Origin of the sequence: Bradyrhizobium campsiandrae (assembly GCF_014529705.1) — a bacterium.
Classification (GTDB): domain Bacteria; phylum Pseudomonadota; class Alphaproteobacteria; order Rhizobiales; family Xanthobacteraceae; genus Bradyrhizobium; species Bradyrhizobium campsiandrae.
In genome coordinates this window covers 1-19,123 of record NZ_JAANIH010000030.1, presented here as the reverse complement: position 1 = coordinate 19,123, position 19,123 = coordinate 1, and the positions used below count along the sequence as shown (strand labels likewise).

Sequence of the window (19,123 nt, the reverse complement as noted above, 5' to 3'; positions counted from 1 at the left end):
GAAGCGCAACATGAACTCTGAATTGTGTGACAGACTCGGTATAGAGTTTCCGCTGTTTGCCTTTACCCACTGCCGCGATGTCGTTGCGGAAGTGACCAATGCCGGCGGGTTCGGCGTCCTTGGCGCGGTCGGTTTGACACCGGAAAGTCTTGAGATCGAAATGGATTGGATCGACAAGAAGGTTCGAGGCAAGCCGTATGGTATCGACCTGCTGATCCCCAACAAGATGGAGGACAAGTCAGGTGCACTGACCGACGATCAGCTTCGCGAACAGATCCCTGCGGGTCATCGCAAGTTCGTCGAAGATCTTCTCGATCGGCACGGAATCGACTCATCTGATCTATGGAGAGGCGGTTACGACGGCCGCTCCTCGGACAACATGCGGGAAGCTGGTGCCCTAAAGCTCATTGACGTTGCTTTCAAACATCCGATCAAGCTGTTTGTGAACGCATTGGGTGTGCCGCCAAAATCGGTGATGGATCGCGCTCGAAAGAAGGGCATCATGGTCGGCGCGCTGACCGGGGCAAGGGAACACGCCGTCCAGCACGCGCAGGCTGGAGTCGATATTTTGGTGGCTGCGGGCGGAGAGGCTGGAGGCCATTGCGGAGAGATCGCAACGATGGTGCTGATCCCCGAAGTGCTCCAGGCGATCGAGCCTTATAAGAACATCTATGTCTTGGCGGCGGGCGGCATTGCGACTGGCCGGCAAATGGCGGCTTGCATGGCCATGGGGGCTGCGGGCGCCTGGACCGGTTCCGTGTGGCTGACGACGACAGAGGCGGAGACGACACCCACTGTCAAAGAGAAGATGCTGAAGGCGACCTCGCGTAACACGGTCCGTTCTCGCAGCCGAACCGGCAAGCCCACGCGCCAACTGCAATCAGCGTGGTCGGATGCCTGGGGTACGAAAGATGCGCCTGATCCGCTCCCCATGCCGCTGCAGGGACTGCTCAGTCGCCCCCCGTTTGCGAAAGTCGATAAGCTTGCGGCTGGCGGCCACAGCGGTGCAAAGGAACTTGCTGCCTATTTCGTGGGCCAGGCCGTCGGTCTCATGAATGCCGAGCAGTCGGCGCGATCCGTAGTTATGGATTTCAAGCGGGATTATGCGGAGGCGGTCGAGCGGCTATCCGCAACGTTGGCTGACTGAGCTCTTACGATCGAAGAAACTTCGTACATTGCCCTCGACCCAAGGTGATCGATCCATCTGCACTTTTGCCGCCGACTTTGGAGAACGCGGCCCGCGTGACGGAGGGCCCGACGCGGCTCGTCTGGCGACTTGTGGCGCGGGAACGAGCCCGACACGGTCGGACGGCGCCTTGCTGAGGAAAGGGGGCTTGCGCATGCCCATCGAAACAGGTGAGCCGATTTCGGGGGCTACCGCCAACGGATGTCACTTGCCTCCGGCCGCTTCGCCATGATCGACAATGGCCTCGGCTTCCAGTTCGTGCCTGGGCACCCTCGCTCGAGCGCGAACAAGGCAACAGGTGAGCCGCTTCGCCGGCCCCGGCAGTGTCGACCGGAGCTTTGGACGCAAACGCTCTGGGATCAACTGATCTTCACGTTGTTCGTCGTGCTCGCTTTTCTGTGGGTGGCGGACCGAGTGGACCGCCTGCATCACGATCCTGGAGCGCTGAGGGGGTATCCATGCGGCTGATCGATTTCTTCGACCGTGGCGTCGGTATCAACCCATCGCGAACGTGCCTGAAGGATGCGACGGTCTCGCGAACCTTCGGCGAGGTTCAGCTTCGCAGCTACCGGATCGCCAATGCGCTGGCGGCCGCCGGCCTCAAGCCCGGCGAGATGGCCGCGGTATACAGCCCCAATGCGGCGACGGCATTCGAGTGCATTCTCGGCATCTTGCGCGGCGCCAATATCTGGGTGCCGATCAATGCCCGCAACTCCACCGAAGACAATGCCTACATCCTCGACAATTGCGACGTCCAGGCGCTGTTCTATCACAGCGAGTTCGAGGCCAATGCACAGATGTTCCGCAAGGAGTGCCCCCAGATCCGCCTCTATATTTGCATCGACAAGGCCGGTGCGGATGCACCCTTTCTGCTCGACTGGATCGCAGATGCGGCCGAGACGGATCCGAATATCCCCGAGGACCGCAACAAGCCCATTTCGGTTTTCTCGTCGGGCGGCACCACCGGCCGGCCGAAGGGCGTGCTCTGGACCAACCTGGTCTGGGAAACCATGATCTCGAACTTCTTCACCTCGATGCCGGTGAAGAAGCCTCCTGTCCATCTCGTCGTCGCGCCGATGACGCACGCCGCGGGCGGCGTCGGCATCATGCTGATGGCGGCTGGCGCGACGCAGATCATCCTGCCGGGCTTCGACGCCGCCAAGGTGGTGAAGACGATCGAGACCGAGGGTGTCACGCACATGTTCCTGCCGCCGACGGCGATCTACATGCTGCTTGCCCATGAGGGCATCAAGCAGCATGATTTCTCCTCGCTCGAACACTTCATCTATGCCGCAGCGCCGATGTCGGTGGACAAGCTGAAGGAATGCCTCGAGGTGTTCGGGCCGGTGATGACGCAGACCTTCGGCCAGGCCGAGGCGCCGATGCTCTGCACGTTCCTGTCGCCGCAGGAACACATGGTGATCGGCGATCCCGACAAGGAAAAGCGGCTGGCAAGCTGCGGCCGGCCGACGCTGCTGACGCCGGTCGAAATCATGGACGATGACGGCAATCTGATGCCGCCCGGCGAGCGCGGCGAGATCGTGGTGCGCGGCAATCTAGTGATGCCCGGCTACTACAAGAATCCCGAAGCGACCGCGGAGGTTTCCACCTTCGGCTGGCACCACACCGGCGATATCGGCTTCAAGGACGAGGACGGCTACGTCTATATCGTCGATCGAAAGAAGGACATGATCATCTCGGGCGGCTTCAACGTCTATCCGAGCGAAATCGAACAAGTCATCTGGGGCCATCCCGCCGTGCAGGATTGCGCCGTGATCGGTGTACCCGACGAGAAATGGGGTGAGGCGGTCAAGGCCGTCATCGAACTCAAGCAGGGCTCGACCGCGAACTCCGACGAGATTATCGCACTCTGCAAGACCAGGCTTGGCAGCGTGAAGGCGCCGAAGTCGGTGGATTTCTGGGAGAGCCTGCCGCGCAGCCCGGTCGGCAAGGTCCGCAAGAAGGATATCCGCGAGACCTTCTGGAAAGGACGCACGCGCGCGATCTGAACGGGGAATAAGCCCATGAATATTGCCATGGTACTCGCCAATGCGGCGAAAGCCTTCGCGGATCGCCCGGCGGTCTGTCTCGGTCGCGAGACTGGTCTGTCTCGGTCGCGAGACTGTTCACAGCTATGCGCAGCTTCTGCGGCGCAGCGCCGCGCTCGGCGCGGCGCTACGCAACAAGGCTTTGCGCCGGGCGCACGGGTCGGCGTCTTCCTTTCCAACCGTCCGGAATATTTCGAGATCCTGTTCGGCGCGTGGTTCGCCGGGCTGGCGGTGGCGCCGATCAATGCCAAGCTGCATCCGAAGGAGCTCGCCTATATCATCGACAATTGCGCGGCCTCGGTGCTGTTCACTGATATCGAAGGCGGGCTGTTGCAGCCGGGCAACGTCGTCGATGTCGACGACGAGGACTATCGAGCGATGCTCGCGACGACGCCTCCCGATCACCGACCGGCATCGGCCAAGCCTGACGACACTGCGTAGCTGTTCGACACCAGCGGCACGACCGGTTATCCGAAGGGCGCGATGCTCACCCATCGCAACCTCTACAACATGACGATGAGCTTTCTCGCCGACATCGGGCCTGTCGACGAGACCGATGCTTCGCTCTATCCGGCGCCGCTGTCGCATGGCGCGGGGTTGCTTGCGCTGGCGCATCTGGTGCGCGGTGCGACCAATGTTGTGCCGGAGAGCGGCGGCTTCCAGCCGGATGAGATTGTCGACCTGGTCAACTACTTCCCAGGCAGCTCGTTCTTTGCCGCGCCGACCATGGTGAACCGGCTCGTCACGTCGCCATCCATGGCAGACCTCAAGGTAGAGAACCTTGACCACATCTTCTACGGTGGCGCGCCGATGTATGTGGAGGACCTCAAGCGCGCGCTGTCAGCGCTCGGCCCGCGGCTGTGGCAGACCTACGGCCAAGGTGAGTCGCCTTGCACGATCAGCTATCTGCCGCCGTACATGCACCTCGATAATGGCGACGGCCGCGGCGTGAACCACTTTACTCAGGCCATTGCCGTTGAATACGCGCCGAAGGGCATTCTCTGCAACGCGGTGCTTCCGGGCCTGATCAACACGCCGATGATCGTCGCGCCCTACAAGTACGTCTATGATTCCGTCGACGACATGATCGCCAAGCGCGACGCCATGGTGCCGATGGGCAAGATGGGCACCGCCTGGGACGTGGCGCATGCATCCTTGTTTCTGGCATCAGACGAGGCGGAAATACATCTCCGGCGTGCTTCTTCCTGTCGATGGTGCGCTCACGTGCCGAATTGGCTGACGAGACTTTCTGGGAACGTGTCATAAGCGAAGAAAAAGGACTTGTTATCCGCGAGGATCGGGGCGCGGTTTCGTACATTTCCTTGAACCGTCCACGTAGCGGCAACAGCCTTTCCCTGACGACAATCGACGAACTGACCCGTCACCTGTTGGACCTCCGGCGGCAGCCGTCGATCGCGGTGATCGTCCTGACTGGGGTCGGCAAAAGGATCTTCTGCGCGGGGCATGATCTTACCGAATTCGACGAGGAGACGGATCCGGAATTCTTCAAGACGGTGTCGACGCGTTGCTCTGCAATGATGCAGGCTATGCGTCATCAACCGCAGATCATCATTGCGAGCGTGGAGGATGGGCCTCCACCGCCGGTTGCCAGCTGGTAGCCAGCGCCGACCTGGCGGTCGCTTCCAGCCAGGGGCGGTTCGCCACCCGGGTGTGAATATCGGCCTGTGGTGCCTGACGCCGATCATGGCGTTGTCGCGAACGGTGATGCCGAAACATGCGACGCTGATGCCGGCGACAGGGCGTCTCTACGACGCGCAGTTCGCGTTACGGGTCGGACTCGTCAACGACGTGGTCGAGCCGAAACGCCTTGCCGAAACAGTCAAAGCACTCGCCGCGGAGATCGCCTCGAAATCGACCTACACGCTGGCGCTCGGCAAACAGGCGTTCTATCGCCAGCTGTAAATGCCGATATCCGATGCGTACGAATATTTCAGCGAACTCGCGCTGAGGAACATGGCTCACGCCGACGCGCGCAAGCGCATCGGCGCCTTTCGCGAGAAACGCAAGCCAGTCTGGAAGGGACGAAAGTAGCATCGTTCCTGCGCCGCCGTCCGGCGGGTGGCTTTTGCGGGGGGCTGCGAGCAACGGTTTCGGCGCGCCGATGGGGCTGTCGCGGTTCGATCAGCGGCTCCGCAGAGCCCCCTCTATGAGATCGACAAGTTGCCGGGCGACCTGCTCGCCGGTGAGCGGTCCCTCAGTCGTGAACCATCGCGTCATCCAGTTGATCGACCCCATGAAGAAGAACACCGTCAGCTTGGGATCAATGGCACGCACCGTTCCGTCGGCAATACCTTCGGAGATCAGTTTTCGGAAACCGCGGTCGAACTTGTCGCGGCGCTTGCCGATGATGGCCTTGTTCTGCGGCTCCAATGCGTCGTACTCGCCGAGCACGGCGAAGGAGCCCATCTCGCTGGTGATAGTTTTGACGTACTTGTCGATTAGCAGCAGAATTTTTTCGAGCCCGGTCTTGCCGTGTTCCTCGCAGTACTTCATCGCGTCGTCCCCGAAGTCGAGCGACATCATGTGGCATTCGAAGAGAATTTCCTGCTTGTTCTTGACGTAGTAATAGAGCGCGGCCTTGGTAACATCCAAGGTCTTCGCCACATCCTCGAGCGAGGTGTTGTGATAGCCGCGAAGGCTGAACGCGCGGCCGGCCTCACGAAGCAGCGCACCCCGCTTGAGCGAGAACTGCTGTTCCCGGCTCAAGACTACGCTTTTCCAGGCGGAGGCATGCCGGCCGCGCCTTGCCGTCGATGCTTTCTTCATGAGAGCATGCCGAGTATCCGGAGAATATAAGAACGATTCGCGATGCTTAGGTCTCCATAGTCAAACTATTGCCTTAAAGTCAATTCTTGGAACGTCAGGCCGAAAGGCTGCGTGCGATGATTTGTTTCTGGATATCGCTGGTTCCTTCATAGATTTTGCAGACCCGAACGTCACGATAGTAGCGCTCGACCGGAAAATCCTTCAGGTAGCCATAGCCGCCGTGGATCTGCAGGGCGTCCGAGCAGACCTTCTCCGCCATCTCCGAAGCGACGAGCTTGGCAATGGCCGCTTCCTTGGCGCACGATGCTCCGGCTTCGAGAAGCCGCGCGGCGTGGATATAATATTGCCGCGCGACGTCGACCTGAGCGGCCATTTCCGCGAGATGGAAGCTCACCGCCTGCAATTCGACGATCGGCTTGCCATAGGCCTCGCGCTCGTTGGCGTAGCGTATCGCAGCGTCGAGCGCTGCCTGAGCAACGCCGACCGCCTGCGCGGCGATCGCAATCCGTCCGTCGGACAGGCCGCCCATGACGATCCGGTATCCACCGCCGACCTCACCGAGCACGTTTTCCGCCGGAACGCGAAGGTTATCGAGCTGGATCTGAGCGACATGGGCCGTGCGCTGGCCGAGCTTGTCCTCGACACGCGCGATATTGTAGCCAAGTGAGGTAGGGTCGACGATGAACGTTGTGAAACCACGTTTGCCGGCCTGCGGGTCGGTACGGGCCAGCACGATGGTGGTGCCGGCTTCGCTCCCGTTGGAAATGAACTGCTTGGTTCCGTTGAGAATGAAGTGATTGCCATCGCGGCGCGCGGTGGCGCGAAATGCGGAGGTGTCCGATCCGGCTTGCGGCTCAGTGAGAAGAAACGCGCCGATCTTCTCGCCCCGCAGCATCGGCGGCAGATACTTCTGCTTCTGTTCTTCGTTGCCGCGCAAGGCGATCGTATAGGCGGTGACGTTGTGCACGTGGAAAATGGTGCCGACACCCGCGTCAGCCGAGGCGATCTGCTCCAGCGCCAGACAATAGGCCACAAACCCGGCGTTCGAGCCGCCATATTGTTCAGACGGCAGCATGCCCATGAAGCCAAGATTCGCGAGAGCCTTCAATTCGGCGTACGGCCAGGTCGCAGTGCGATCGCGTTCCGCTGCCGTGGGAGCGATAGCGTCGGCCGCAACATCGCGCGCCACGTCGCGAACCATCGTTTGTTGGTCCGTGAGGAACGAAAAAGATTTGCTCTCGGCCCCTGCCATCCCGGATTCTCCTTCTGCGTGACGTTATCGGAGATCGGCAGCGTTGTTGGAGCGAGGTGGTTCGCGATCGCGGAAAACCGGTTGACACGCGTTGCTCGTGAAGAGCTGCAGATCTTCGCCTTCAACCGCATATTAGGATATTTGACGCTGTGGTCAATTCGTATTCGATGCTTTACCTTTCCGGATGCGTTTGGTGCCATTGCAGGTCGAAAGGTCGAAGACCGCTTCGTCGAAAGGCGCGCCTGAATGCGGTCGATTACGAGCTTCCGCCAAAGCGGGAAGTGCCTACTGCTTGCTGCAACCGGAGTCCGTGTTTTCTTGATGCGTTGGCGCCGGAGTGTTCGATCGGCTTGGTTGCGTCGTGCTGCGTTGCAGGCTCCTGATTGGACTTGACCAAAATTGACTGTGGAGTTAAAAATAATGCTCATCGGTCATAAAAATCCGTGAAGGATGGATCGATTATGGGCAAGCGCTGCTCGGTCGAAATGCCGCATACCGTTGGGAGGAGGAATGTCCAGGATTGCGTTGGTTAAGGGGGGAGTGTGTTGAGCGCTGTTTCGCCTCTCTATGCAGCATCGCAGAGCCGTGCGGCGCAGAATGTCGCGGTTCTCGTCGCCGACGGTATCCGGATGGCTTTCGGTGGCGTCGTCGCGCTTGACAATGTGTCCATGGCGGTCGGGGCCGACGAGTTGCTCGCGGTGATCGGGCCGAACGGTGCCGGCAAGACCTCCCTGATGAATTGCCTCAGCGGCTTCTATCGGCCGCAGCAGGGCGAGGTGCGATTCAATGGCTCGCTGCTGTCCGGTATGGGCGTCCACCATATCGTGAAGGCCGGCCTGGCCCGGACCTTCCAGGGGACGCATATCTTTTCGAACATGACCGTGATCGAAAACATCATGGTCGGTCGTCACATTCACATGAAGAGCTCGATTCCGTCGGCGTTCTTTTACTTCGGGCCTTGCAGGCGCGAGGAGATCCGGCACCGCGAGGTCGTCGAGGAAATCATCGAGTTGCTCGAAATCGAATCCATCCGCCATCAGCCCGTGGGCAGCCTTGGCTACGGCTTGCGCAAACGCGTCGATCTCGGTCGTGCACTGGCTCAGGAGCCGAGCATCCTGCTGATGGATGAGCCGATGGCCGGGATGAATACCGAGGAGAAGGAAGACCTCGCGCGCTTCATTCTCGACGTTCGCGAGGCGCGACGGATCCCGGTGGTGCTGGTCGAGCACGACATGGGTGTCGTCATGGATCTTGCCGACCGGATCGTCGTGCTCGACTTTGGCTGCACTATTGCAGAGGGGACTCCGCTGGAGATTCAGCAAAATCCTGCGGTGCTCAAGGCGTATCTGGGCGAAGGAAATCGCTGATGCTGCCGATGCGTACCATTCCGCAACTGTTGCTCGAGCGCGCCAGCGCGGCGCCGGACCGGCTCGTTGAGCGGCACAAGTATCGCGGCATCTGGCGCGAATACACCTATGGCGATGTTCTCGAGAAGGTGCGTTCCTTCGCCCTTGGCCTTGACGCGATGGGTATTCGCCGCGGCGAGACCGTGGCCATTATCGGCGAGAACGAGCCGGAGAACTTCTGGAGCGAGTTTGCGGCGTTCTCGATTGGATGCAAGATCGTTTCGCTTTATCCTGACATCACTGCGGACGAAATCGAATACCTCCTCAACGATAGCGATGCGGTCTGTCTGGTAGCGCAGGATCAGGAGCAGGTAGACAAAGGGTTCGCGATTCTCGATCGCGTTCCGCACCTTCGCCAGATGATCTACTGGGACGATACCGGGATGTGGTCCTATCGTCACGAGCGCCTGACGCCGTTCGAGAAAGTGGTTGAGGCCGGACGCGCGCGCCACGCCGAGGATACCGATCTGTTCCGGCGCCTGGTCGAGACAGGCCGACCCGACGACGTGGCCGTGCTGTCTTATACCTCCGGCACCACCGGGCGGCCAAAGGGCGTGGTGCTGACCCACCGCTATCTCGTCGACAACGGGCATCGCGTCATCGCGGCGACCGGCATCAAGCCCGGCATGGAGTATCTCACCTATATCGCCCCGGCCTGGGCGACGGAGCAGTTCTTCGGCGTCACCATCGGCCTCCTGCTGCCGCTGGTGGTGAATTTCCCGGAATCGCCCGAGGAGGTTCTCAACAATATCCGCGAACTCGCGGTCGAGGTGATGGTGTTCGCCCCGCGCCAGTGGGAGAGTCTCGCCGCCACGATCCAAGGCCGGATGCTCGATGCCGGCCGGATGCGTAGGGCAATCTACGCCTGGGGTGTCGATATCGGCCACAAGGTCCACGTCGCGCGTCTCGAAGGCAAGCCGATCCCCTTCGGCGCGCGGCTTGCGCTGCCGCTCGCGGAAGTGCTGGTGTTGAAGCCGCTGCGGGACAAGCTCGGCCTCACGCGCATCAAGCTCGCTTTGTGCGGCGGGTCCACGATGGCGCCGGATGTGTTCCGCCTGTTCCATGCCATCGGCGTGCCGTTGCGCAACATCTATGGCACCACAGAGATCGGGCTTCTGACCCTGCATCAGGGCGATCGATACAATCTCGAGACGGTGGGGCACTGGCTGAACGCGCACCCCGAATCCGGCGCGTCGCTGGAATGGAAGGTCTCGCAGCAGGGTGAATTGCTTATTCGCGGCGGAAGCTTCTTCCAAGGCTATCACAAGAAGCCTGACAGCGTGGCCCAGCGCGTTGAGGAAGGATGGTATCGTACGGGCGATGCGGTGTCGGTCACGGACGGCGGCGAGCTCGTATTCCTCGAGCGCCTCGATGATCTTCGACAGCTTCGCTCCGGCGAACGGTTTCCGCCTCAGTTTATCGAGACCCGGCTGCGTTTCAGCCCGTTCATCAAGGATATCATGACGCTAGGCGATGATACGCGCGACTATATCGGCGCGCTGATCAACATCGACATGAGTGTGGTGTCACGATGGGCGGAAGACCGAAACATCAGCTTCTCCACCTTTACCGATCTTTCGCAGAAGGCTGAGGTAGCCGAATTGATGCGCGGCGAGATTGCGCGCGTCAATACGTTCCTGCCCGAGCATGCGCGGGTCCGTCGGTTCGCCAACTTCCCCAAGGAGCTCGATCCGGATGAAGGCGAACTGACCCGCACACGCAAGCTGCGACGCGAATTCCTCGCCGAACGCTATGCCGTGCTGATCGAGGCGATGTACGACGGTCGGGATGATCAGAAGCTCGACATTGCAGTGACATATCAGGACGGGCGAAAGGGTACGCTGTCTGCTCACGTCGCCATCCACGACGTCGTCAAAGGGGGCAAGTCGGCAAACGCCGCTGAACCGTTGCGGGCCATCGCATGATCGATTTCGTCAACTATTTCATCAACGGCGCGCTGGTTGGACTGCTCTACGCCCTCATCGCCATGGGATTCGTGGTCATCTATCGAGCGTCGAAAGTCTTCAATTTCGCTCAAGGCGAACTTGTCGTGTTCGGCGGCTTCATCGTCTGGTGGATGGTCGCCTCGCTGGGCCTGCCACTCTCGATCGGCATTCCGCTCGCGTTCGTTGCGGCGGCGCTGTTCGGACTCCTGGTCGAGCGGGTGTTCTTTTCCCGCCTTGCCGGTGAATCGGTATTTGCCATGGTCATGGTCACCATCGGACTGTTGATCCTGATCCGCGGCTTAATCCTCGTGCTGTTCGGCCCGCAGGTGCGCTCGTTCCCAATCATCTTTCCGCTTCAGCCGGTGATCATCGGGGAGATTCTCATCCCCCGCTCGCTTCTCATCGGCGGCGCAATCACGGTCATCGTCGGCTTCGGCCTGTCGTGGTTTTTCAACCGCACGCGGGCCGGGTTGCGCATGACAGCGGTGGCCGAAGATCATCAGGTGGCATTGTCGATGGGAATTTCAGTGAAGCGCTCTATCGCGTTTGCGTGGATTCTCGGCGCCGTACTGTCGACGCTCGGCGCCATCATCTTCCTTAGCGGAAAGTCGCTGAACTTTCTTGCCTCCGACATCGGCCTTGCGGCGTTGCCGGTGGCGCTGCTGGCGGGTTTCGAGGCGATCGCCGGGGTTCTGCTGGCCGGCCTTATCGTCGGCATTATTCAGGGGCTCGTGACTGCCTATCTTGATCCGATCGTGGGCGGTGCGATCGGCACCGTGTTCCCGTTCATCATCATGCTGCTCATTCTCTTTATTCGGCCGACCGGGATGTTCGGCTGGAAGACCATCGAAAGGGTCTGACCGATGGATCCGGCAGGCGTATTCGCCACCAGTTTCGAACGCGATCAGGCCTTGATCCGCACTCGCGGGCAATGGGTCGCGCTCGTTCTGTTTCTCATCGCGCTGGTCGTTCTGCCCCACGTCCTGGGGCCGCGCCTCGTCGCCATCTCGACCAATATGCTGATCATGGCCGTTGTCGTGGTCGGCCTGCAGATCAACATGGGCTATGCGGGTCAGATCAATCTCGGCCAGGCTGCCTTCATGGGGGTCGGCGCCTACGCTACCGGCGCGCTGGCCATCAAATTCAACTTGCCGTTCTGGCTCAGTATTCCGCTTGGAGGCTGTGCCGCCGCCGTATTCGGGTTCATCTTTGGCCTGTCGGCGGTTCGCATCAAGGGCTTTTACCTTGCACTCACCACCATCGCGGCGCAGTCCTTGTTTCATTTCCTCATTCTCAATCTGCCGCAGTCATGGTTCGGCGGATCGAACGGTCTGACGCTGGAACCGGCGCAGATCTTCGGCTTCAGTTTCGTCAGTGAGACCTCGATCTACTATCTCTGTCTGGCTGCGACCGCGGCGATGGTGCTCGGCGCCTACGGCATTGTGCGCAGCCGGCACGGGCGCGCCTTCGTCGCAGTCTGTGATGACGACGTTGCTTCCGGGTTGATGGGAATCAACGTCGTGCGGACCAAGGCAACCGCCTTCCTGATCGGCGCGTTCTACGCGGGGATCGGCGGGGCGCTGTGGGCTTACTACGTGCGTTTCGTCGCCGTTGATCAGTTCACGCTGTTCCATTCGATCTGGTTCATCGCCATGGTCATTGTCGGAGGCCTTGGCTCGATCACCGGAGCATTGGTCGGCGTCTTCGTCATCAAGGCAATTCAGGAAAGCTTCGTTACACTTGGTCCCAGCATCGTTGCGGAATTTCCCTCGCTTGGTGGCGACGTGGTATTCGCGCTGATGAATGTGTTTCTCGGCGGGATCATCGCCGCGTTTCTGATTTTCGAGCCGCGCGGGTTGATGCACCGCTGGAATATCCTGAAACGATCCTATCGCCTTTGGCCGTTTCCCTATTGAAGGCCAGGGCCGATCGGAGTTTTGAGAACATTCATGGGAGGAACTGAAAAGATGACAATTTCGAAGCATATCAAGATCGCCGGGGCGGCCGCCGCGCTCGGTTTGCTGACGATCTCGGCGCCGGCCAGTGCCCAGACTACCTACAATGTGGCGTCGCTTGCCGATTTCACCGGTCCCTATGCGGACGTGATGAAAGACTTGATCGGTGCGCGCCGGCCGGTCATCGACTGGTGGAATGCCGAAGTCGGCAAGAAGATCGGCGTCAAGCTCGGTATCAAGGATTACGATCATCGTTATGATGCGGCGCAGGTGGCGAGCCTGTGGCCCGGCATCAAGGCCGAGCTCAACCCGATCATCGTGCTCGGGGTCGGCGGACCCGACGTCGCCGCGCTTCAGGGGCGGCTGCCGTCCGACAAGATCCCGATGGTAATGTCGACTGCCGCGTATGGTTTTGCCTGGAAGCCCGATCCGTGGATCTTCAACCAGCGTCCGACCTACAGCCACGAAGCCGCGGCGTTCTTCGACTGGTTACGTCAGAAGCGCGGTGGCAGCGGGCCGCTGAAGGTCGCGATCATTTCGTCGGAAGCTTCGCCCGCCTATGTCGATCAGCACAAGGGCGTCCAGCGCTATGCGGCCGACAATCCCGACAAGGTCGAGGTCGTCGAGGTTGTGTTCACGGAAGTGCAGCCGACCGACCTCACCACCCAAGTCAACCGCGTGACCCGCAAGGGAGCTGAGGTGATCATGATTATGACGAACACGGCCGCCGTGGTCGCCACCAAGCGGGCGCTGCAGTCGCTAGGCAAGCAGGTGCCGATTATCATGAGCTCGCACAACGGGTTGGCGGAATCCGGCCGCGCGATCGGCGACGTCAAGCAGATGGAGGGCGATTATGAGGTCTATGCGATGGCCGCGCCCACTGACGCAAAGACGCCGGGGCGTGAGTTTTTCGAAATGCTTCAGAGCAAGTACGGCCTCAAGGCGAAGTGGACGGTTTCTGCCGTGCAGGGTCTTGGTCAGGCGTTGATCGCGATGCGGGCCATCGAAGCTGCAGCCAAGAAGGTCGGTCCGGACAAGATCACCGGCGAAGCGATCCGCGAGGCGCTTCTGTCGACGACGATCTCGGCGGACGATACCTTCAAGATTCTCGGCAACACGAAGTTCTCAAACGAGGGGCCGTTCCCGACGCAGGGGCTGGTCGCGAGCATCGCCACCATCAAGGACGGCAAGTACATGGAGGCCGCGGCGGGCGTGCCGGTGCCGTCCATTAACAAGTGGTGAAGTAACGCCATCCGGCCGGGTCCAGCGGGCCCGGTCGGATCCCCTCGGGAGGCTTGCGTTTTGCTCGAACTGAACAACGTTGAAGTCATCTACAGCGATGTCATCCTGGCGGTGAAGGGCATCTCGCTCGCCGTGCCGGATGGCAAGTGCGTTGCGCTGCTCGGCGGCAACGGCGCCGGCAAGTCCACGACCCTGAAGGCGATTTCCGGCATCATACGCGTCGAGGATGGCCGGGTGACCTCCGGCAACATCAATTTCGACGGCAAGAGGATCGACAAGGCGGATCCGACCGAAGTCGTTCGAAGCGGCATCATCCACGTGATGGAGGGCCGCCGCGTGTTGCGCCATCTGACCGTTGAGCAGAATCTGCTGGTCGGCGGCCACATGGAATCGTCGGGGCGCGACGTGCGCAAGCGCCTCGATAGTGTTTACGATCGCATCCGTCGGCTTGCGGCGCTCAAGGATCGCATAACCGGCTATCTGTCCGGCGGCGAACAGCAGATGGTCGTGATTGGACGCGCGATGATGGCCAATCCAAAGCTGATCATGATCGATGAGCCATCGCTTGGTCTTGCGCCGCTGATGATCGACGAGGTCTTCGAGTTGCTGAAGGACCTCAAGGCAAGCGGAACCACGCTTCTGATCGTCGAGCAGAACACGCGGGTTGCACTTGAGATCGCCGACTATGGTTACGTCATGGAGAATGGGCGCATCGTCCTCGAAGGCGCCGCAGAAGAGCTGCGCAACAACGAGGACGTGCGGGAGTTCTATCTCGGACTTGACCTCAAAGGCGAGCGCAAGAGCTATCGCGATATCAAGCATTACCGACGTCGTAAGCGGTGGCTCGGCTGAGGCGCTGCGTGCTGTTGCCTTGCGGGGTTATCCGTCCTTCCGGTCGACCACGAATGGAGCCTCAGCCGGCAACTCATCCGTACCAACCACCTCGATACGATCGGCCTTCAGGCGCGACAGCGCGTTGAAGCGGGCCGGCACCGCAGCCAGGACGGCGTCGCGGTCCGCGTCCGGCAGCAGCGAAAGCCGCACCGTGATTTCTTCCCGCAGTTGCGGGCGCGTGACGATTGCTTGCGCGCGGCCGATTCCTGGAACGGCAATTGCGAGGTCTTCGAGCTGGCGGGGATAGATGAAGATCTCGCGTGCCTTCACCGCATGGCCGACGCGTCCTTGCAGCATACCGATCCGCCGCACCGTGCCGTCAGCATTCGTTGCCGTGGCGGCGGCGACATCGCCGGTCCCGAACCGGATCAGCGGCCAGCCCGGCGTCAGCGTGGTGACCACGATCTCGCCAGGCTCGCCCTGCGGGAGCGGGACCCCCGTCGTCGGGTCGCAGATCTGTACGATACGATCCTGATGGATCTCGTAGCCGCCGTCCTGCGCTCCATTTTCGAAGCCGATCACGCCGAAGTCCGCTGTCGCATAGACTGCGAAGGTCCGGATGCCGTACCTGGCTTCCAGGCGGCGGCGCTTGCCGAGCCAGTCGCCGAGTTCGCCGCCGAGCAACGCAGTTTTGACCTTCCAGCCTCCGGGGAGCGAGTGACCCATCGCCTCGACGGCTTCTGCAAGCGTGATAAAGAAGGCTGTCGAGGCGCAGATGCAGGTCACGCCAAGGTCGATTGCCAGCTTCGCCTGCAATTCGCTGCCGCCCGTGCCCGCTGGAATCACCGTCGCGCCGACGGAGCGCAGTCCCTCGTCGAGCAGAAGGCCGGCCGGTACGAGATGATAGGACCAGGTATTGAGCACTCGATCGCCGGGGCCAAGGCCGGCAGCAGCAAAGGCCGTACCGAAGCCACAGCCGTCGCGATCGTGCGCCAGTTGAGGTTCGTTGATGGGGCCGGGTGAGACAAAGATGCGGACGATATCTTGGTCCTTCGCAGCGAGAAACCCGCCGAATGGTGGCCGTCGGCGCTGCAGGTCGACCAGTGCCTCCTTCTTGAATACGGGCAGCCGCGACAGATCGTCCAGGGTTTTTAGGTCGGCCGGAGCAAGGCCTGCACGATCGAATATCTCCCGGATAGTGGGTGCAAGCTGGTAGGCGGCATGTTGAATCCGCTGCAGGCGTGTGAAGCGGGTGTCCTGGCTCATTACCGCCTCCTCTTTGCGTTCCCGGCTTGCTTTTCCTATTTGCCGGTGAAGCGTGGTTTGCGTTTTTCCTCAAATGCGGCAAGTCCCTCCTTCAGGTCGTGGCTGCGGGCGTGGACTTCGCTGGCGAGAAGTTCTTGTCGCAATGCTATTGCGGAAGGTTGCTCCAGGCCATCATCGACCAGGGCCTTCATGCGACGAAGCACGAGCGGACTCTTGTTGACGAGCTTGGCGACCAGCGCTTGGGTCGTCGGGATCAGCTTATCGTCATCGACGACCTCGTTGACCAGTCCGGCGGCGACAAGCTGTTCGGCTGGCACGAACTCGCCGGTGTAGAGCAGATATTTTGCGCGGGTCGAGCCGATCTTGCGCGGCAGTCGCACCGAGCTGCCGCCGCCAGGCAAGAGACCATAGTTTGCATGCGCGTCGCCGAGCTTGGCCGCGCGCGCCGCGACAACGAGATCGCAGCACAGCATCAGTTCCAGGCCGCCGGCCAACGTCAATCCGTTCAGCGACGCAATGACCGGCATGGGAAACGTCTCGAGCCGGTTCATGACGAGGAGAACAGTATCGAGAAAGCGACTCAGCGCCGTTTCGTCGTCTCCCGCTTCGCCGCGTACGAATTTGAGGTCAGCGCCGGCGCAGAACGCGCGCCCCGTTCCGGTCAGCACCACTGCGCGGACGTCCGACAGCTGAGCCTTGTCGAGCGCCGCGTTGATGCCCGAAACCACTGCGGGAGTGATGGCATTGAGTGCATCCGGCCGGTTCAGCGTGATCCACATCGCGCCGCCCCGAATTTCAGAAATCACCGATTCCACCGCGCTTCCCTCTTAATTGACTTTGAAGTTAGTTGATTATTTCCCGGGTTATGTTACAGACTGGAGGGACTAATGCAAGCCGGGTCACTGCCATAAGTGAGCATGAGATGAGCCTTCCCCTCGCTGGAATTCGGGTGATCAGTCTGGCCGAACAGTATCCGGGGCCGTACGCAACCTTGTTGCTGAGTGACCTGGGCGCGGAGGTGATCCTGGTGGAGCGGCCGGGGGCGGGCGACCCTGCACGGCAGTTTCCGGCCTTTCATGGCGCGCTCAATCGCGGCAAGCAGTCGGTGGCGCTGGATCTCAAGAGTGCCGAAGGCAAGCTGAACCTGCGCAGGCTGGTGGCTTCCGCCGACGTGCTGATGGAAGGATTTCGTCCGGGCACCATGGCGCGCCTCGGGTTCGGCCATGAAGCAATGGCGCAGCTCAATCCAGGCCTTGTCTATGTCTCGATCTCCGGCTTTGGGCAGGATGGGCCGTATCGCGATCGCCCAGCCCACGACATTTCCTATCAGGCGCTCGCCGGGTTTCTCTTTCGCCACGCCGAGCAGGGTTCGGTAGAAGACCCGGGAAGCATCGCGATCGGCGATCTGTCCTCCGGCATGTTCGCTGTGGTCGGCACGCTGGCGGCACTGTTCGAGCGGGCACGTACAGAAAAAGGCAAATACGTCGATGTCTCGATGACGGATGGCCTGGTGTCTTGGATGTCGGTGATGCTCGGTCCAGTGATGAACGGCGCGCCGCTCGCTGACATCGGCGCCGAGCCGGCCTATGGCGTCTTCAAGTGTGCCGACGGTCGTCTTCTCACACTGTCGATCGCTCACGAAGACTGGTTCTGGCGGCCGCTGTGCGAGCTGCTCGGCATGCCTGATGCGGCGGGCTTCAATCGTGGCGAGCGGGTCGCGCGCGGCGATGCGTTGCGAAGCAAAGTCGCTGGCGCGCTGGCGACGCGCGATCGCGCCGATTGGGCGGAGAGGCTGGACGCCGCTGGGATTCCGTGGGGGCCGGTGAACTCGTTGAGCGAGGTGACCGCCGATCCACACTTCCGTGCGCGCGGGCTATTCCGCGAGGTGGCGGAGGGCAATGGCGAGCGACGCTATCACGTGGCGCAGCCGCTGATTTTCTCCGGCGAACATCCTGGTCCGCGTTCCGGTGTGCCGGGCCTTGGCGAGCATACCGAGCAGGTCCTGCGCACGCTGCCGGAGCTGAAGGACTAACAGGCAGAGACAAGAGAAGATCATAATCCTCTGGGAGGGTGGGATGAGCGAGATCTATGTGGTCGGCGTTGGCATGACCCCGTTTGGGCGCATGCTGGATACCGATATGAAGACTCTGTCGCGCAGTGCGGTGGATGCCGCGCTCGGCGATGCGGGATTGCAGAAAGCTGACATCGAGGCGGGGTTTTTCGCCAATGCGTCGCAAGGACACATGGAGCGCCAGCACATGATCCGCGGCGAGATCCTGCTGCGCGAAATGGGTATCGGCGGCATTCCCGTGGTCAATGTCGAAAACGCCTGCGCCAGCGGTAGCACGGCGTTCAACCTTGCCGTGACCTTCCTCAAGGCGGGTGAGGGTGATGTTGCGCTCGCGCTCGGCGCCGAGAAGATGTTTTCGACCGATCGTAAACTGATGTTCGAGGCGTTTGACAGTGCCTGGGACGTCAGCCGAGATGGTGAAATACGGGATAGGCTGCTGGCGCTCGGCGAGGGTGTCGAGGTGCCGGAAGGCTCGACCTCGGACAAGCCCTATAGTGTGTTCATGGATGTCTACGCAGCATTCTCCCGTCAGCACATGAAGCGGTTCGGCACCACGCAGCGTCAGCTTGCTGCGGTGGCGGCGAAGAACCACCGGCACTCGGTAGAAAATCCGCTGGCGCAGTTTCGCAATGCCTATTCGGTGGACGAGGTGCTTAGTGCGCCGCCGATCACCTATCCTCTGACACTGCCGATGTGCTCGCCGATATCCGATGGCGCGGCGGCAGCGATCCTTGTGACCAAAGTGGGCTTGAAGCGCCTCGGCCTTGACGAGTCACGGGCGATCCGCGTGCTGGCATCGGTGATCCAGACCGGCAGCGATCGTGATCCGTCCGCGGTGGAGCGGCACTGTACCGCGCTCGCGGCGAAAAAGGCCTATGACAAGGCCGGCATCGGCCCGGACGACGTGTCCGTCGCCGAGGTACATGACGCCACGGCCATGGGCGAGATCATCCAGATCGAGAATCTCGGATTCTGCGACTTCGGCGAAGGCGGCATCATTTCGGAGCGCGGCGACACCTCGCTCGGCGGACGCCTACCGGTCAATCCGTCCGGCGGACTTGAATCCAAGGGACATCCCGTCGGAGCCACCGGAATCGGACAGGTGCATGAACTGGTGACGCAACTGCGCG

At 61.2% G+C, this 19,123-nt stretch carries 18 protein-coding genes and 1 pseudogene; 15 read left to right on the top strand and 4 right to left on the bottom strand.

Translation table 11 applies throughout. From position 1 onward, the window contains the following. Positions 1-10: 10 nt before the first annotated feature. The 6 genes and pseudogenes from G8O24_RS22145 to G8O24_RS45195 all read left to right on the top strand — a co-directional run bounded on the left by G8O24_RS22145 (position 11) and on the right by G8O24_RS45195 (position 5,157). Positions 11-1,147 carry a nitronate monooxygenase gene (locus G8O24_RS22145; RefSeq protein WP_188103012.1) on the top strand — a complete coding sequence of 379 codons (1,137 nt, stop codon included), beginning with the start codon at positions 11-13 and terminating at the stop codon, positions 1,145-1,147. 497 nt (positions 1,148-1,644) lie between these two features. Then, the gene (locus G8O24_RS22140; protein WP_188103011.1) at positions 1,645-3,195 is read left to right on the top strand and encodes an AMP-binding protein; all 1,551 of its coding nucleotides are present in this window, start codon (positions 1,645-1,647) and stop codon (positions 3,193-3,195) included. A gap of 15 nt (positions 3,196-3,210) precedes the next feature. Further along, positions 3,211-4,128: pseudogene (locus G8O24_RS45660) on the top strand (AMP-binding protein); the annotation flags it as partial. 24 nt (positions 4,129-4,152) lie between these two features. Next, on the top strand, positions 4,153-4,500 hold the full coding sequence (locus G8O24_RS45655; RefSeq protein WP_368736614.1) for an SDR family NAD(P)-dependent oxidoreductase: 348 nt from the start codon (positions 4,153-4,155) through the stop codon (positions 4,498-4,500). Next, entirely contained in the window at positions 4,467-4,853 is a 387-nt protein-coding gene (locus tag G8O24_RS45200; protein ID WP_188103005.1) for an enoyl-CoA hydratase-related protein, read from the top strand. The genes G8O24_RS45655 and G8O24_RS45200 overlap by 34 nt, the downstream gene beginning before the upstream one ends. 52 nt (positions 4,854-4,905) lie before the next feature. Then, the gene (locus G8O24_RS45195) at positions 4,906-5,157 is read left to right on the top strand and encodes an enoyl-CoA hydratase-related protein (protein WP_188103003.1); all 252 of its coding nucleotides are present in this window, start codon (positions 4,906-4,908) and stop codon (positions 5,155-5,157) included. A 219-nt stretch (positions 5,158-5,376) separates the two neighbouring features. On the opposite strand, the gene G8O24_RS22115 is transcribed toward G8O24_RS45195, so the two are convergent. Together G8O24_RS22115 and G8O24_RS22110 are read right to left on the bottom strand one after the other, a co-directional pair. Then, the gene (locus tag G8O24_RS22115; protein WP_202988767.1) at positions 5,377-5,961 is read right to left on the bottom strand and encodes a TetR/AcrR family transcriptional regulator; all 585 of its coding nucleotides are present in this window, start codon (positions 5,959-5,961) and stop codon (positions 5,377-5,379) included. A gap of 154 nt (positions 5,962-6,115) precedes the next feature. Continuing rightward, positions 6,116-7,273, bottom strand: coding sequence for an acyl-CoA dehydrogenase family protein (locus tag G8O24_RS22110; protein WP_188102999.1), 1,158 nt, complete (start codon positions 7,271-7,273; stop codon positions 6,116-6,118). A gap of 18 nt (positions 7,274-7,291) precedes the next feature. On the opposite strand from G8O24_RS22110, the gene G8O24_RS22105 reads away from it, so the two are divergent. From G8O24_RS22105 to G8O24_RS22075, 7 genes are all read left to right on the top strand, one after another. Continuing rightward, a complete protein-coding gene (locus G8O24_RS22105) occupies positions 7,292-7,519 on the top strand; it encodes a hypothetical protein (protein ID WP_188102997.1) in 228 nt (75 codons plus the stop codon). A gap of 296 nt (positions 7,520-7,815) precedes the next feature. Then, positions 7,816-8,640, top strand: a complete 825-nt coding sequence (locus G8O24_RS22100) for an ABC transporter ATP-binding protein (RefSeq protein WP_311972253.1) — start codon at positions 7,816-7,818, stop codon at positions 8,638-8,640. Next, a complete protein-coding gene (locus tag G8O24_RS22095; protein WP_188102995.1) occupies positions 8,640-10,604 on the top strand; it encodes an AMP-dependent synthetase/ligase in 1,965 nt (654 codons plus the stop codon). The genes G8O24_RS22100 and G8O24_RS22095 overlap by 1 nt, the downstream gene beginning before the upstream one ends. After that, the gene (locus tag G8O24_RS22090; protein WP_188102993.1) at positions 10,601-11,485 is read left to right on the top strand and encodes a branched-chain amino acid ABC transporter permease; all 885 of its coding nucleotides are present in this window, start codon (positions 10,601-10,603) and stop codon (positions 11,483-11,485) included. Before G8O24_RS22095 ends, G8O24_RS22090 begins: the two co-directional genes overlap by 4 nt. A 3-nt stretch (positions 11,486-11,488) precedes the next feature. Continuing rightward, a complete protein-coding gene (locus G8O24_RS22085; protein ID WP_188102992.1) occupies positions 11,489-12,541 on the top strand; it encodes a branched-chain amino acid ABC transporter permease in 1,053 nt (350 codons plus the stop codon). Positions 12,542-12,592: 51 nt separating this feature from the next. Then, positions 12,593-13,822 carry an ABC transporter substrate-binding protein gene (locus G8O24_RS22080; RefSeq protein WP_188102990.1) on the top strand — a complete coding sequence of 410 codons (1,230 nt, stop codon included), beginning with the start codon at positions 12,593-12,595 and terminating at the stop codon, positions 13,820-13,822. Between the two features lie 60 nt (positions 13,823-13,882). Beyond that, a complete protein-coding gene (locus G8O24_RS22075) occupies positions 13,883-14,674 on the top strand; it encodes an ABC transporter ATP-binding protein (protein WP_188102989.1) in 792 nt (263 codons plus the stop codon). Between the two features lie 27 nt (positions 14,675-14,701). Here the strand turns inward: G8O24_RS22075 and G8O24_RS22070 are convergent, their stop codons facing one another. Further along, complete coding sequence (locus G8O24_RS22070; protein ID WP_188102987.1) at positions 14,702-15,922, bottom strand: phenylacetate--CoA ligase family protein; 1,221 nt, start codon at positions 15,920-15,922, stop codon at positions 14,702-14,704. Positions 15,923-15,957: 35 nt separating this feature from the next. Continuing rightward, positions 15,958-16,728, bottom strand: coding sequence for an enoyl-CoA hydratase/isomerase family protein (locus G8O24_RS22065; RefSeq protein ID WP_368736613.1), 771 nt, complete (start codon positions 16,726-16,728; stop codon positions 15,958-15,960). Positions 16,729-16,844: 116 nt separating this feature from the next. On the opposite strand from G8O24_RS22065, the gene G8O24_RS22060 reads away from it, so the two are divergent. Further along, positions 16,845-17,954, top strand: a complete 1,110-nt coding sequence (locus G8O24_RS22060) for a CaiB/BaiF CoA transferase family protein (RefSeq protein WP_188102985.1) — start codon at positions 16,845-16,847, stop codon at positions 17,952-17,954. Between the two features lie 58 nt (positions 17,955-18,012). Further along, positions 18,013-19,123: thiolase family protein (locus G8O24_RS22055; protein ID WP_368736612.1), on the top strand; the 1,111-nt coding region annotated here is incomplete at its 3' end.

Coding starts and splice junctions, on each gene's coding strand:
- G8O24_RS22140 (WP_188103011.1), top strand. CDS start 1,645: ATGCGGCTGATCGATTTCTTCGACCGTGGCGTCGGTATCAACCCATCG.
- G8O24_RS22080 (WP_188102990.1), top strand. CDS start 12,593: ATGACAATTTCGAAGCATATCAAGATCGCCGGGGCGGCCGCCGCGCTC.
- G8O24_RS45655 (WP_368736614.1), top strand. CDS start 4,153: ATGCACCTCGATAATGGCGACGGCCGCGGCGTGAACCACTTTACTCAG.
- G8O24_RS22085 (WP_188102992.1), top strand. CDS start 11,489: ATGGATCCGGCAGGCGTATTCGCCACCAGTTTCGAACGCGATCAGGCC.
- G8O24_RS22095 (WP_188102995.1), top strand. CDS start 8,640: ATGCTGCCGATGCGTACCATTCCGCAACTGTTGCTCGAGCGCGCCAGC.
- G8O24_RS22060 (WP_188102985.1), top strand. CDS start 16,845: ATGAGCCTTCCCCTCGCTGGAATTCGGGTGATCAGTCTGGCCGAACAG.
- G8O24_RS22145 (WP_188103012.1), top strand. CDS start 11: ATGAACTCTGAATTGTGTGACAGACTCGGTATAGAGTTTCCGCTGTTT.
- G8O24_RS22070 (WP_188102987.1), bottom strand. CDS start 15,922: ATGAGCCAGGACACCCGCTTCACACGCCTGCAGCGGATTCAACATGCC.
- G8O24_RS22090 (WP_188102993.1), top strand. CDS start 10,601: ATGATCGATTTCGTCAACTATTTCATCAACGGCGCGCTGGTTGGACTG.
- G8O24_RS22110 (WP_188102999.1), bottom strand. CDS start 7,273: ATGGCAGGGGCCGAGAGCAAATCTTTTTCGTTCCTCACGGACCAACAA.